The sequence below is a fragment of the Subdoligranulum sp. DSM 23681 genome (genome assembly GCF_057005535.1).
Window position 1 is genome coordinate 1,842,876 of record NZ_CM168050.1, and the last position, 15,374, is coordinate 1,858,249.

Sequence of the window (15,374 nt, forward strand, 5' to 3'; positions counted from 1 at the left end):
TCCTCCTTACATGACAGAATTATTCAAGATCTTCTCCATTGGAGGCAATGCATTTTTTATACCAGTAGAAGCTGTCTTTGCGGTACCGCTTTCCGCTGCCTTTTCCGCCGTTGTCCAGATCCACATAGATCACGCCATACCGTTTATCCATGGTCAGCGGTCCACAGGACACCACATCAATGATTCCCCACATGGTGTAGCCAATCAATTCCACGCCGTCAATGACTGCTTGCTTCATCTGCTCGATGTGAGAGCGCAGGTAGTCGATTCTGTAGGCGTCGTGTACCGTGCCATCCTGCTGCAAAATATCGGTGGTCCCCAGGCCATTTTCTGCCACAAACAGCGGCAGGCCGTATCGGTCGTACATCTGGTTCAGCGTGACCCGCAGCCCGATGGGATCCATCTGCCAGCCCCATTCGCTGGTTTCCAGATAGGGGTTCTTGTTGGCCATGATCAGGTTGCCGGCAGTTTTCTCCCAGCCCTGGTCGCTGGTGGACACCTGGGAGAAATAGTAGGAAAAAGACAGAAAATCCACCGTGCCGTTGCGCAGAATCTCGTCATCACCTGGTTCTTTTTCAATGCAGATGTGGAAGCGGTCAAAGTACCGGTCCATGTAGGCGGGATAACGTCCCCGTGCCATAATGTCGGTATAGAACCAGTTGGCATACTGATCATCCTGCAGAGCCTGCAGAGCATCCTGCGGCTTGCAGGTGGCCGGGTAGGTGGTGAACCGGGCGATCATGCCGCCGATTTTTGCCCCTGGCAGCATCTGGTGGCACAGGGCAACAGCCCGCGCGCTGGCCAGAAACTGGTGATGCAGGCATTGGAAAACCGCCTGATTGAGGTTTTCCTCCTGATCGGGGATCAGACAGACTCCGTCCCACGGCGCAAAGCGTCCTGCATTGAACTCGTTGAAGGGCAGCCAGAAATCCACCAAGTCCCCGTATTCCTCAAACAGAACCTTGGCATACCGCAGATAAAAGTCGATCGTTTTTCGGCTTTTCCAGCCGCCGTACTTCAACACCAGCTGAACCGGGATGTCGTAATGCAGCATAGTGGCAAAAATCTTGATGCCGTACTTCTTGCATTCCTCGAACATGCTGCGATAGTACGCGATTCCCTGAGCATTGGGCTGTGCATCGTCGCCATTGGGAAAGATGCGGCTCCAACAGATGGATGTGCGGAAGATCTTCATACCCATCTCAGCAAACAGAGCGATGTCCTCTTTGTAGTGATGGTAAAAATCGATGCCGCGGCGGTTGGGGTAGTAGGTAGTGTCCATATCCTGCAGTGCCTGTTCAAACTCCTGTGTAGAGAAGGGACTGCCGTGGTGTTTGGCCTCTACCTGTTCCCGATCCCAGCTGGGATCCAAATACCGCAGATCCTGGGTGGATACTCCTTTGCCCCCGTCCCGAAAGCCGCCTTCTGCCTGGGAGCAGGAGATTGCACCGCCCCACAGAAAACCTTCCTCAAATCCCTGTTTCACGCATAGGCCTCCTTTGTGTTTCTTTGCCGATAGTACTTGACGGATCCGTTATCCTCATTATAGAATGGGAACAAACAGATGATAATGTCATCTTTTCACCAATTTATTATCATATTTACAGGTTCGGAGGTCTGTCTATGACGCCGGAACAGCTGGAAACCTTTTTGCTTGCCGATACCGAAAGTGAGCTGTGGCACCTGGAACACCCCGGGGTCCTGAGCCCCGCTTATCAAAACATTCCGCTGCGGGAATATGAAGGTGAAAAGGTCTATTTCTTTGATTTCAAAAACACCCTGCTCTCCCAAAACATTGCCATTGTCAAGGAGAGCCGTTACACCACCATCCCCGCCCATTTCCACAAAGATATGGAACTGAATTACATCTATCGCGGAAGCTGCACCTTCGTGATCAACGGGCAGCCGGTGGTGATGCAGCAGGGAGATTTGTGTATCCTGGACTCTAACGTGCGGCACAGTGCCGTAAGCTACAAAAACAAAGAGGATATCGTCATCAACATTGTTTTCCGCAAAGCCTTTTTCAACACAATGTTTTTGAGCCGACTTTCTTCCCACGGTATTGTAAGTTCCTTTTTGCTGGACGTGATCTCCCAGAATCGGGCCCATGACCGTCACCTGATCTTTCATACCCAAAACAACTGCAAAATCCACCCGCTGGTGCAGTTTCTGCTGTGCGAATATTTTTCCCCCAGCGTCTGTGCTCAGGAACTGATTCCTATTTATGTGTCCGCTATTTTCACTGAGTTGATCAACACTCTGTGCCACAGCGATGAATTCCGCTTGCCAGAGAAAAGCAACGTACTTCTGATTCTGAAGTATATTGAACAGAATTACAAGACTTGCACATTGCAAAGTACCGCCCGGTATTTTGGTTACAATTCCAATTATCTTGGAAATCTGTTGAAACAGCGCACAGGCAAGACTTTTCGGGACCTGAAACTGATGCAGCAGCTGACACAGGCTGCATTGCTGCTGGTAAACTCCGACGAAAGCGTTCTGGATATTATCGACAAAGTCGGCTGCACCAACTGCTCTTATTTCTACCGAAAGTTTGCAGCGGCCTATCGTTCTACCCCTCTGCAATACCGCCAGCAACATGGCAACCCATGAAAGGCTTCCTTTCTTTGCTCTACACATTCTAAAACAGGCAGTTACCCTCGTTTGAGGGCAACTGCCTGTTTTTATTCTTCAGTGATTTCCAGCCGGGCCAGCGCATAGTCGATGCACATCTTCACAAGCTCATTGCGGGAACGGCCCGTTTTAGACGCTGCGTCCTCCAGCTTCGCCAGCATGGTGTCGGGCAGCCGCACCGATACCACCGTGGACTTTGCTACCACGGGTTTGCACTGCGGCACAATAAATTTATCCTCCTGCGCCTGCAATATTCGCAAATCCGGGGAATCCTGGTGCTGCCGTTCCGCGGCTACCAAAGCTGCTGGACAGCGGCCCAGCAGGCCCAAACGGCGCGGATTGAATCGCGGGTCGATAAGGTGGTCTACTGCTGCGATACCCCCAGCTGTGAGGCCTTTCTGGCCCGCGACCGGCATCTGGTGGACGGCTCAGCCTACTGCATTGGTTGCTGCACGAGAGCTGCCGGCGGTACGGCATACACACTGCGGTACGCAGAAAGACCTAGATTACAAATATGCAATATAGGCCAGCTCGCTTCTACAAAGTAACTACGAGATTGCGTCCCCTTGTAAGTTAGAACCTTACAGTTGAGCAATTTGCTGTACCGGTGATATGGCTATAATAGTTCTTTCTGGAGAAAATCCGGATTGTCTCTATGTCCCATCTAAAAGGTAAGTGAGAATATCTCCCAACTAAGGCGGCGGTGTGCAACGGTCACAGACGTCCATAAATTTACTTTTAGGAATTGATAAAAGCAGGTTCTATGAACTCTGCTTATATTTTCCGAGTAAAGATCCCTATTATTGGACCGGTAAGGTTGTATTCTAAAATTATGAGAAATTATGAGAAAAATGTTTCTCTTGTCCAGTACCTAGACCGCCTGATTTTGAATACTTCGACTGGCGATATCTGATGGAATCCGTACTAGTGAGCCACACAGGTGAGCCAATCGGTCATCGAAACACTTATCAAAATACCGTGACTCAGGACCTTTGGTTTTCTGCTGATAACCTTTAAATTATACCATATATCTGATATACTTAACTAAATAACAGCTTTAAAAGGGCAGGATGTTAAGAATTCTATGAGAAGCGCAAAGGAACTATTCAAGCAGTCGGCCTTTTAACTATTGGAGGCGCAATATGCCGAATCATCAGTGGAACAATCCATCTTCAAATAGTTTTGCTCTCAGCTCGGAGGAGTACGATTTGGCTGTACCCAACGCTGCTTCTCTCATGCAGTCTTTGCGTGCTTTTGGCTATGATATTGCAACTGCTGTTGCCGATTTAATTGACAACAGCATTACAGCGCAGGCAAATAGGATTTCCGTTCAATTTGAGTGGAACAATGGGAACCCTTGGATATCTATATCCGACAACGGATATGGAATGACCGAGGATGAATTATTTGAGGCAATGAAACCCGGCAGCAAGAATCCTCTTGATGAACGTTCCGAAAATGATCTTGGACGTTTTGGATTGGGATTAAAAACTGCTTCTCTTTCTCAATGCAAACGCCTTACCGTTGCCTCTAAGAAAGACGGCGGAAGAATCTGCTGCAGATGTTGGGATTTGGATGTGGTAACCCAAAAAAACGCATGGCTCTTACTCAAAGTTCCCACAGAAACAGCAGCGACTATAATACAGAAACATTTGGACAAGTGCCCATCCGGCACTATCGTCATATGGGAGAAAATTGACCGAATAATTCCTGGAGAGCATGTCGGAGACGAGGAATATCAGCGTGCCTTTCTTAACTATGCTCAATCCGTCAAAGAGCGCATTTCTGTTGTGTTCTCATCATACATGTCTGGCCCTCATAAAGTTGCCTTTGAAATGAATGGCCGCGAAATTTCGATGTGGGATCCTTTTATGACCGATAATCCATTGACCACCCGGATGCCTACTGAGTATCTCTATGTAAATGGAAACGAAGTCAAAATCAAAACATTCATTCTGCCGCATCAAAAAAAGTTGTCGTCCAACGAATTCTCTCTTTATGCAGGTGCACACGGCTGGAATGCTCAACAAGGTTTTTATATTTTCAGAAATAATCGGCTGATCGTTGAAGGCAGCTGGCTCTTAAATGGTTTTGAAAAAGCAGAGCAATACCGGTTGGCCCGCATACGCATTGATATCGGAAACGAAACCGACAGTGAATGGAATATCGACGTAAGAAAATCGACAGCCGTCCCGCCTATATCGATACAAAATGATATAAAAAGAATTGCCATTGCAGCGCGACGAGAATCAGCGACAATCTTTCGCAACAGAGGCAAAAAGCTGGCCAGAAGGGCGCGGAAAGAGCAATGCTTCGTATGGCATCAAAATATCCGAAACGGGAAACTTGGCTATACAATCAATCGCGATCATCCCATTATTCGAGAAATGATTAATGCAGATGAAAAAAATCAAATCAAAAAGCTGCTTACCCTGATCGAGGAAACTATACCTGTTCCCATGATTATTTCTGATTACTCAGAAAGGGCGGACAATATTCTGACTCCTTTTGAAGGAAAAAGCACCAATGATTATGATCCCATGATAAAGACCTTGTATGACGTATATCGTAAGGCTGGGTGCACAATTCAAGAGGCGATTGAAAATATTGCGGGAACCGAACCCTATATCTATGAGCCAGAGAAGGTAACATTATTCTGTGAAAGAGAGGACATCCCCTATGGCGAGTAATGGTCAACTATATTCAATGTTATATGATAATGTTATGAAATTGCTCACAACCGGTAAAATTGTGCCGGATCAATTGGGATCAGAAATTCAAAAAATGCATAACATGTTTCAAAATTACTACCCTGATGAGGAATTGGATGAAGAAGAGCTTTTACGCCAAATTGTACGCGATTTTGGCATTTTTGAAGGGTCTGCCAAAATTCTCGAGGATAACCGTGACCACAGAGAATGGCTCGCTGAAGAACGATCAAAAATACAATGGGTTTTCTGGGGACGATACAAAAAATACCTTGAAGTCAGTGAAAAAATGCCGCCTGCCGTTGTTAAAAGCATAGATGATACGACAGATGAAATTTTAAAACGACTGGAAAGCCCCAAACGTCCCGGTAGCTGGGATCGCCGCGGGATGGTTGTAGGCAATGTTCAATCAGGCAAAACCAGCAATTATATTGGACTAATCACAAAGGCTATCGATGCAAAATATAAAATCGTTATTGTGTTGGCGGGACTAAATAACGATCTTCGAAGCCAAACACAAAGGCGAATCGATAAAGGCTTAATCGGCAGGGACACTTGTAAGAAGGATTCGTACAATCAGACATCCTCTCGCATTGGCGTGGGGTTGCTGCCAGGTTTTCCCGAACCTCCGATTATCGCTGTCACAAGTGCTGATACAAATGGTGATTTCAAGAAAAATGTTCACAGCACGGTTACGATTACGCCGGGCGGAGATCCTATTATCGCGGTTGTAAAGAAAAACGTCACTCCTTTAAATAATCTTCTTAACTGGTTTACAAGCGCTAATAATTCCGGCAAAATAGCTAACATTCCTCTGTTGCTGATTGATGACGAAGCCGATAATGCATCAATTGACACGAAGGCGGCAAAGCGCATTGGCGGGACAGCTGTTGATCCAGACGAAGCAGAGCGTGACCCAACGAAAATTAACGGACTCATCAGGCAAATTTTAAATTGCTTTTCTCAAAGTGCATATGTGGGATATACCGCAACGCCTTTTGCTAATATTTTTATTTATCCAACAGATCCAAGCAATGAAACCGACACTTATGGAGAGGATTTATATCCGCGCAGCTTTATCGTGAATTTGCATGCGCCATCCAATTATATCGGACCTGAGAAAGTGTTTGGGCTTTATGAAGATCGGACAGCAAACATTAAAGAGATCAAACCGCTGCCTCTTACAAGAGATGCGGATGATTATGTAGAAGCATTCCCGGATCACCATAGAAGCTCCTTAAATGTAACTAGTCTGCCGAACTCGTTGTACACTGCAGTCTATTCGTTTATCCTTGCTTCTGCAGCTCGTGACGCTAGAGGACAAGGGCGAAAGCATCATTCGATGCTGGTTCACGTCACACGATACGTTGACGTACAAATGAAGGTAACTGAATTGCTCAAAAATGCGATGCAGGATATTGTTGCCGAATTGGAGTTTCAAACTGGTCCGCAGTATCAAAAGCTGATCAGCGATCTGGAATATTTATGGCACAACGATTTTGAACCGACAACTCGTGCTGTCATGGAAACACTAGACGACAACGGAATTGCCCCTGTTGCATGGGAGGAAATCAAAGAAAGACTGTTTACATGTGCATCAAAAATTGAAGTCAAAGCCATCAACGGCAAAGCAGCTGATGGCGGACTCGATTATGATTCTTATCCGAACGGTTGTTCTGTCATTGCTGTAGGCGGAGATAAGCTTTCCCGTGGATTGACGCTTGAGGGACTGATGGTCAGCTATTACGCTCGCCTTTCGAGAATGTATGATACCCTTCTCCAGATGGGTCGTTGGTTTGGCTATAGAAATGGCTATGCTGATTTGTGCAGACTATATACCAGCAAACAGCTGATCGGCTGGTATAGACATATTGCGGTTGCCAATGAGGAACTCCGCCAGGAGCTTGATGATATGGCAGAACTGCATGCGATCCCGGAAACATATGGACTGAAGGTTAGAACTCATCCGGATGGTATGCTTATCACCGCAATGAATAAGATGCGTAATTCGGAAAGCCGAACTGTTACATATGCGGGAAAGCTTGTTCAAATCACACGGTATTATAAAGATAATCCATGCAATTTTAAAAATATCAGATTTGCAGATACGTGGCTGAGGGAGTTAGGTACTCCGATTACCCCTTCTCCTAAAACAAGGAACAACTACTTATGGACCAATGTTGGCTACGAACGAATCATTGATTTCCTGCAGAATATAGCTATACATAGTTCCTGCTTTAGTGCATCGCCCAAAATTGTAAGCAAGTATATTCAAAGTCAAGTTCAAGACGGTGAATTGGTTAATTGGACAGTTGCTCTGGTTTCAACCCTATCTGGTAAGACATATCCTATCGGCGGTGTTGATATTGGCTTGTCTTGGCGCAGTGATGATGCTGCCGGTTCATCCTTGCAATCTAAGCACGCAGGGCTCGAGGACAACACGATTTACTTGATACGGAATAACCTCATTACAGAAACCGATCAAGAGGTCGATCTAACTGAAGAAGAGCGGCAAAATGCGATCAATCATACAAGAGATAATTGGAAGCCCAATAAGCGTTCGTCAGTTCCGCCGACGGATCCATCTCCTGTATGGGTTCGAAAGTGCAGAAGCAAAGAAAGAGGATTGCTCCTGATCTATGTTTTTGAGTCTGGCAATATAGTAAACGGCATGCGCATGCCATATAACGATACATATTTGGGATATGCTATTAGTTTTCCTGACAGTAATACAGCTCGGCCGGTCGAATATAAGGTTGATGAAGTCTATCTAAGGAATGATTTTGATGAGGACTGATAAACTGGAGAAAATCTGGGAAGAAATCGAAGGGCAAAGAGAAAATTCCAGTCAAACAATACAGCGGCAGCGCATGATATGCATTGATATGCCATGCCGAATCTATGTGGGAGTCAACGGTATTCCGTCTTGCAGATTCATGGCTTTTGACATTCCCAAGGAAGATATTTCACGGTTTAATCCATTCACTTCGCTAAGAGGTATTACGGTTGCTATTGCTGAGCCAATTCTTCAGCACGAGAATTTTTACGCATGTGTCCTTCAGGCAGCTTCTTGCGATCAAAATGATGTCTTTACAATAGTGGCTTCAGATATCCTTCAAAAGATGCACGACTGCTCATCGGCTGATAACTATGTTGAGGTTCTCAAGCAGCGGATCGAAAAGTGGCGCATTTTTTTCGAAAAAGCTGTAGGGCAGCAACTGTCAGACCGGATGGTAATAGGACTGTGGGGCGAATTAAATTTAATTCATGAACTGCAAAACGAAAAAATCATGACTGCAGAAGATTTATGGAATGGCCCCTTAAAGTCTGCACAAGATTTTCAAGGGAATGAAATAGCAATAGAGGTAAAAACTTCCGTTTCTAATCAGTTGGAAAATGTCATGATTTCCAGCGAAATTCAGCTTGATGATTCGCACTTCAACGCCTTATTCCTTATCGCGTTTAGAATTGAGCGAAATGATGAAAACGGAATAACATTGCCTCAGCTCGTCGACATGGTCTCCTGCAAGTTGGCGGATGAGCAAAAGAAAAGATTTTATGCGGCTCTTTTATGTTTGGGATATGACCCATCCCATAGCCAGTTGTACACTAAGGGATATATTTTGAAGGAACAAAGGAATTACTATGTGAAGTCTGGATTTCCCAGAATAATACGCAGCGACGTACCTCACGGAGTATGCAATATAAAGTATGAAGTTTCTTTAAGCACCTGCAGTGAGTTTCAGGTCGACTGGGACAGAGTGATTGCCGCAATAAAGGAGTACGAATATGGCCAAGCCGGAGGAACTCAGTAAATTCTATACTGACCTAGAGCAGGAAATTATTAATAAGGCCGCCCTTGACGAAACAGAAGATTTTCGAGAAAACATTTTTACCCAAATTTACATAGATTACCTTTGTGAAGCGGCAGAAATTGAGGATGGTAATGTTTGCTTCCATGAAGGCCGCGGCGTTAAGGTTAATGGATACAGCATCTCAGAAGATGAAAGTAATATAACCTTGTTTGTCTCCATTTACAAGAACAATCCCTCGATCTATTCCGTACCTCCTTCAGACGCGGTTGCAATGATTAATAGAGCCAAGCAGTTTTACTTAAAGTCTCTGAAAAAGTATCAGACCGATATCGAAGAGGCTTATGCGGCTTTTGATTTGGCCAGAAGTATATATGAATCTAAAAATCGCATTACAGAAGTAAAAATCATTCTGCTGACAAACGGCACTATTCGCTCCACACAGCTGGCAACAGAAGAGCTTGAAGGCGTAACATTTATACCTTCTATTTGGGATTTGGAACGTATCTACCGGGTGAGTACATCTGGTGCCGCACGCGAGAAAATAGAATTTAGCCTGCAGGAGCTAACAGGCAAAACGTTAGATGCTATTCGAATCACCGTTCCTGAAGAAACTAAAACGACAAAAAATGGGGACGTTATTACAAGCGGCGGATATACTTCTTATTTTACGGTCTTTCCTGGTGATGTTCTGTATAAAATTTATGAGCAGTATGATGCACGGCTGCTGGAAAAAAATGTACGAGCATTCCTTCAGGCAAGGGGCGGTGTAAATAAAGGGATCAAATCTACCATTTTGGAAAATCCTGAAATGTTTTTGGCATATAACAACGGCATCTCTGCAACAGCCGAACAGATAACCGTTTCTAATGAGCATGGAAATACCTGCACTATTACTGGGTTAAAGGATTTTCAAATTGTTAACGGCGGTCAAACAACAGCATCTATCTATAACGCATGTATAAAAGATAAGAGGCCGCTGGAGAAGATTTTTGTACAGGCAAAAATCACGGTCTTGTCAGATCAAACTCAAATGGAGCAAGTTGTTCCTCAGATTTCTGCTTGCGCGAATACACAAAACAAAGTGCAGCTTGCAGATTTTTCTGCCAATGATGAATTTCATCAGGCCATTGAAAGTCTTTCCAGAACAGTATGGGCTCCAGCGAAAACAGGCGGCGAGCAGCAAACAAAATGGTTTTATGAGCGTGCACGAGGCCAATATGCTGATACTCGTTCCAGAGAAAAAAATGTTAAATACTTTGATTCGATTTATCCAAAGGCACAATACTTCGATAAATTGGAGCTGGCGCGATATGAAAATGTCTGGGAACAATTGCCGTATGTAACGAGTAAAGGCGGTCAGGCTAGTTTCAGAGACTTCACTATCCGATTAAAACGGCGTGGGAAATTTGTGCCGGATCAAAATTACTACCAAGATTTAATTGCAAAGGCAATTTTGTATCGGCGTGTTCGTCAAATAGTTAAGTCCCAAAGATTTCAGGGCTTTTGGGCAAATATTGCCGATTACACGGTGGCCTATATCAGTTTTAAGACTGCTCAAAGAATTGATTTAAAAAAGATTTGGCGCACACAGACAACGACGGAAGCCTTTGATAATATGGCTGCAGCAGTTGCAAATGCAGTGTATAATTATCTGACGGAAACATGTTCTGGAATTAACACCACCCAGTGGTGTAAAAAGGAACAATGCTGGAATGCCATAAAGGCTGATATTCACGTACCAATTGAAAAAGGGCTTGTATCGGAACTTCTTCCAGTGGGTCAAAATAATACAGCTGGTATCGATGCTTTGAATGATCCAGAAAAGGTGCTTATTGAAGATATTCACGGCGTAAGCGCGGATATTTGGTTTGCAATTGCATCGTGGGGAAAGGAAACTGCAAATCTGCGTGGCTATCAATGTGGCATTGCCGGAACATTAGGCAGATACGTTGGCTGGAGCAAGATGCCATCTATTAAACAAGCAAAGCAGGGAATTAAAATCCTGAATACAGCATATGCAAAAGGATTTATCGTCGAAAGCAAAATAAAAGAATTGGTAGAGAAGAACAGCGCGTTTTTGGATGACTAATCGCGTGAAGGAATTAGTATATGGATTATAGGTATAAAGTAGTTGATCTTTTTAGTGGTGCGGGGGGACTGAGTCTAGGGTTTCTTCAAACCAAAAAGTATGATATTAAAGTAGCGTTTGAAAACAGCCCCTATATGCAGGAAACATATAAAAAGAATCATACAGGTGTCGAAGTACAAGGTGACGTATGTGCTGCCGATTATGCCGATATTGTGCGCCGATACGGAAAGATTGACGTTGTTATTGGGGGGCCTCCATGTCAGGGCTTTTCAAATGCAAATCGTCAAAAAAACCATGCAATCAGCCAAAACAACAAGCTTGTAAAGCAGTATTTAAGGGCCATTTTAGAACTTCAGCCCAAAGCCTTTGTGATGGAAAACGTAAGCATGCTTAAATCGGAAGTACATCGCTTTTATATGGAAAAGGGAGATGAAGAAATCGTTAAGCGCTGCAATATTCCTGTTAAGGATACATTTCTTCATCTTTTGGACGGTGCCTTCTTATTCGACGGCGCAATTGATATTGTGAAAGACGAAAACCTCATCAATCAATATCTGTGGCCGGAAGCCGACTACTTTGAGCTAAATGTCATTTATAAGTCTGCGAAAAACATTTCTAAAATGATAAATGCCTTAGACCATCACAAAAAGAAATTGGAATCTTTAATCGAAACATATACCAACTTAAAAGGTGATGATCATATTGCCGAAGAAGCACGAAAGGCATTTTCAGCAATCAAAGCATACTATGATGGGACCCTTCCAGCAGATGAAATCAAAAGCAAAATTGAACCCTCTGTTATGATTCAGCGGATGCTGAGTAAAGCACAAGAAATTTTTCAAAACAACATTATTGTAGATGAATATGTACAGGGATCTGACTTAGCCGCCAAAATTCGGTCCTTTGCTGTTTACGATTATCTTAAGGACATTTTGACTGCACCAGAAAACAATTATGTCATTTACAGCGATGTGCTCTGTGCAGCAGATTATGGAGCTCCTCAAAAGAGAATGCGTTTCGTTGTGATCGGAATTAAGCGTGATATTTCAGAAAAAATTGCGCTTCCCAAGGGATCATACGATGCAGACGAGTATCGTACGGTTAAAGATGCAATTGGCGATTTGGAAGATATTAAGCCTGTGTATACTCTTGCTGAAGATAAGCAAGGAATCGTGCTGCCAAAGGCGGAAAATTTAAGCGAATTAGCGTCAACATTAAGAGACTCTCCCGTTCTTCATAACCATATAGTAACGAAAACAACGGATACAGCTCTTGAACGGTTTCGAGCATTAAAACCGGGACAAAATTTTCATTGTCTCGACGATTCTCTTAAAACCAATACCTATACCGATGCGAAAAGAACTCAAAACACGATTTACCAGCGGCTGAAATATGATGAACCAAGCGGTACGGTAGTGAACGTGCGAAAATCGATGTGGATACACCCGGAACACGATAGAGCAATCAGTATTCGCGAAGCTGCTCGACTGCAGACATTCCCAGACAGCTTTGTCTTTTATGGCTCTAAGGATAAGCAATACCAGCAGGTTGGAAATGCGGTGCCCCCAATTATGGCAAAAGCTATCGCAAAGAAACTTGCGAAAATCCTTTCCAAAAAACGTAATGCAGACGCAAAAAAGAACTGCACAAAAGGAAATGGCAGACAATCACACAAAAGAAATTCGCAGCATAAACATGTCGCATATCCGCAGCACTAATTCTAAGCCAGAGGAAATTGTGCGAAAATATTTATTTTCAAAGGGATTTCGATATCGGAAAAATGTCCGTACCCTTCCAGGATGTCCGGATATTGTATTGCCTAAATACAAAACAGTTATTTTTGTGAATGGTTGTTTCTGGCACAAGCATAACTGTCCTAGGTTTGTCTGGCCTTCTTCCAACCAGGAATATTGGCGGCCTAAAATACTCAGAAATGCAGAGAGAGACAAATTGAATTCCCAATTACTAACTGAAATAGGATGGAAGGTTCTGACGGTATGGGAGTGTGAGCTTAAAAAGAAAGTGCGTGATGACCGACTTGCAAAGTTGGAACAGGAAATAAAAGGTCAGAACGGAGAGGTATAATTATGGCTCAAATTAGCTTGGATAATATTAAAAAGATCGAGAAGAACCGAAACACTATCCATGAGAAAGTACACGCAGCATACACAGTATTCGAAATGGATGGCGAAAAGTATGTACAGATTGACACTTATGGTCGTATAGATCGCGAAAATCCCGAAAAGATCAGCCAGTCAATTCAATTTGATAAAGAGACTGCGACTTTTCTGGTAAATCTTCTAAAAGAAGAATTTGAATTGCATTAACTTCTTACAAACTTTTGCGGTTCGAAATCCGAAATCTTCCCATAAAAACAAAAACTGATAAAATAGCTCTCGTTGAGTATTCCGGGCGGTTTTACACCCCTATTCCGGAGATTGGAAACCATCGTTCCGATATGAAGGAAACCGCAATTCCGTTTTAATGGAAACCGCAGCTTCTTTCCTTATAATGTATTTATGCGTCGCTTGACGTAAATACATTTTAGGAGGTCAGCTGTTATGACCAAATACCGTGAGATTATCAGACTTGCCAGTCTGAATCTCAGCCAAACAAACATCGCGCTTAGCTGCGGTGTATCTAAGAAAACGGTCAATAAGGTTTTAAAAGCTGCAAGAGAAAAAGGAATCTCATGGCCGCTTGACCCAAAACAGACCGATGCAGTGATTGAGCAATTGCTGTTCCCAAAGAAGAACAGCCCTGAGTCTCAATCAAACAGGCGTATGCCGGATTATTCGCATATCCGCAAGGAACTTCTCCGCAATGGAGTAAATAAGAAACTCCTCTGGACAGAATACCTTGAGGAATGCCGCCTTTCCGGGGATGAGCCGCTTATGTACTCACAGTTTTGCTATTACATTCAGCAGGATGAACAGAAGCGCCGTGCCACCATGCATATCAACCGCAAACCTGCGGAACAGGTTGAGGTTGACTGGGCCGGAGATCCGGCGCATATCATCGATCCGGATACCGGCGAAATCCTGGATGCCCACATTTTTGTAGGAGTTATGACCTATAGCCAGTACCCATATGTAGAAGCGTTCATGGATGAAAAGCAGCCATCATGGATTGCGGCGCATGTGCATATGTACGAGTACTTTGGCGGTGTCGCCAGGATTCTCGTGCCGGACAACTGCCGCACTGCGGTGGATCACAATAAGGGTTGGAACGATCAGCGAATTAATGCTGTCTATCAGGAGATGGCCGAACACTATGGCACTGCGATCATTCCGGCCCGCGTCCGGGCTCCGAAGGACAAACCCAATGCCGAAGGCAGTGTGGGGAATATTTCCACCTGGATCACCGCAGCCCTGCGTAATGAGCAGTTCTTCTCCCTCGGTGAGTTAAACCGGGCAATCCGACAGAAACTGGAAGATTTCAGCCATCGCCCTTTCCAAAAGAAAGAGGGCAGCCGGTATGAGATCTTCCGCGACGAAGAACAGCCACTCCTGGCACCTTTACCTGCCGCCCCATATGAACTGGCGGAATGGAAACAAGCCACCGTTCAGTTCAATTATCACATATCCTTTGCCGGAATGCTATACTCAGTTCCTTATGAATATATAAAACGCAAAGTTGATGTGAGGGTTACCGATAAAACCATTGAGATTTTTTACAACCATAACCGGATTGCATCCCACCGCCGTCTTTATGGCCGCAAGGGACAATACAGTACAGTTACAGAGCATATGCCGGAGTCCCACCAGCAGTATCTGGAATGGAATGGTGACCGTTTCCGCAAATGGGCGGAGCGGATCGGTTCCAGTACCTGTCAGGTAGTAGACGCAATCCTTACCTCCAAGCGTGTAGAACAACAGTCCTACCGCAGTTGTATGGGGCTTTTGAAGCTGGCCGACAAGTATTCCTCCCATCGATTGGAAGCCGCCTGTCGGAAAGCACTCTCCTTTACGGCTACTCCCAGTTATAAGAGTATCAAGAACATCCTTGATACCGGAAACGACCAGATGGAGATGCCAGATAAAAGGAAGGCAACAGGCAGCCATACAGAGCCAACAAAAAACAGCCACGCGCTTACAAGAGGCGCGGATTACTACAGGAGGTAAGGAA

General features: G+C 44.5%; 11 protein-coding genes. 9 read left to right on the top strand and 2 right to left on the bottom strand.

From position 1 onward, the window contains the following. Window positions 1-19 precede the first annotated feature (19 nt). On the bottom strand, window positions 20-1,486 hold the full coding sequence (locus tag AC127K_RS08445; RefSeq protein WP_007048508.1) for a family 1 glycosylhydrolase: 1,467 nt from the start codon (window positions 1,484-1,486) through the stop codon (window positions 20-22). A gap of 137 nt (window positions 1,487-1,623) precedes the next feature. Between AC127K_RS08445 and AC127K_RS08450 the strand changes: the two genes are divergently transcribed. After that, window positions 1,624-2,613 (top strand): AraC family transcriptional regulator, encoded by a 990-nt coding sequence (locus tag AC127K_RS08450; RefSeq protein ID WP_007048507.1) that lies wholly within the window; start codon window positions 1,624-1,626, stop codon window positions 2,611-2,613. A gap of 71 nt (window positions 2,614-2,684) precedes the next feature. On the opposite strand, the gene AC127K_RS08455 is transcribed toward AC127K_RS08450, so the two are convergent. Continuing rightward, window positions 2,685-2,858, bottom strand: coding sequence for a ribbon-helix-helix protein, CopG family (locus AC127K_RS08455; protein ID WP_483720224.1), 174 nt, complete (start codon window positions 2,856-2,858; stop codon window positions 2,685-2,687). Between the two features lie 918 nt (window positions 2,859-3,776). Here AC127K_RS08455 and AC127K_RS08460 point away from each other — a divergent pair. The 8 genes from AC127K_RS08460 to istA all read left to right on the top strand — a co-directional run bounded on the left by AC127K_RS08460 (window position 3,777) and on the right by istA (window position 15,370). Beyond that, a complete protein-coding gene (locus tag AC127K_RS08460; protein ID WP_483720225.1) occupies window positions 3,777-5,324 on the top strand; it encodes an ATP-binding protein in 1,548 nt (515 codons plus the stop codon). Continuing rightward, window positions 5,314-8,139 carry a Z1 domain-containing protein gene (locus AC127K_RS08465; protein WP_483720226.1) on the top strand — a complete coding sequence of 942 codons (2,826 nt, stop codon included), beginning with the start codon at window positions 5,314-5,316 and terminating at the stop codon, window positions 8,137-8,139. Before AC127K_RS08460 ends, AC127K_RS08465 begins: the two co-directional genes overlap by 11 nt. Continuing rightward, window positions 8,129-9,157: a PD-(D/E)XK motif protein gene (locus tag AC127K_RS08470; protein WP_483720227.1), complete on the top strand. Its 1,029-nt coding sequence runs from the start codon at window positions 8,129-8,131 to the stop codon at window positions 9,155-9,157. The genes AC127K_RS08465 and AC127K_RS08470 overlap by 11 nt, the downstream gene beginning before the upstream one ends. Next, window positions 9,132-11,246: an AIPR family protein gene (locus AC127K_RS08475; RefSeq protein ID WP_007048500.1), complete on the top strand. Its 2,115-nt coding sequence runs from the start codon at window positions 9,132-9,134 to the stop codon at window positions 11,244-11,246. Before AC127K_RS08470 ends, AC127K_RS08475 begins: the two co-directional genes overlap by 26 nt. Before the next feature lie 20 nt (window positions 11,247-11,266). Beyond that, a complete protein-coding gene (locus tag AC127K_RS08480) occupies window positions 11,267-12,964 on the top strand; it encodes a DNA cytosine methyltransferase (RefSeq protein WP_007048499.1) in 1,698 nt (565 codons plus the stop codon). Continuing rightward, window positions 12,942-13,331 (top strand): very short patch repair endonuclease, encoded by a 390-nt coding sequence (locus AC127K_RS08485; protein ID WP_483720228.1) that lies wholly within the window; start codon window positions 12,942-12,944, stop codon window positions 13,329-13,331. The genes AC127K_RS08480 and AC127K_RS08485 overlap by 23 nt, the downstream gene beginning before the upstream one ends. Before the next feature lie 2 nt (window positions 13,332-13,333). Beyond that, complete coding sequence (locus tag AC127K_RS08490) at window positions 13,334-13,573, top strand: methionyl-tRNA formyltransferase (protein WP_483720229.1); 240 nt, start codon at window positions 13,334-13,336, stop codon at window positions 13,571-13,573. 234 nt (window positions 13,574-13,807) lie between these two features. Then, window positions 13,808-15,370: an IS21 family transposase gene (gene istA, locus AC127K_RS08495; RefSeq protein ID WP_483720230.1), complete on the top strand. Its 1,563-nt coding sequence runs from the start codon at window positions 13,808-13,810 to the stop codon at window positions 15,368-15,370. The last annotated feature ends 4 nt before the right edge of the window (window positions 15,371-15,374 follow it).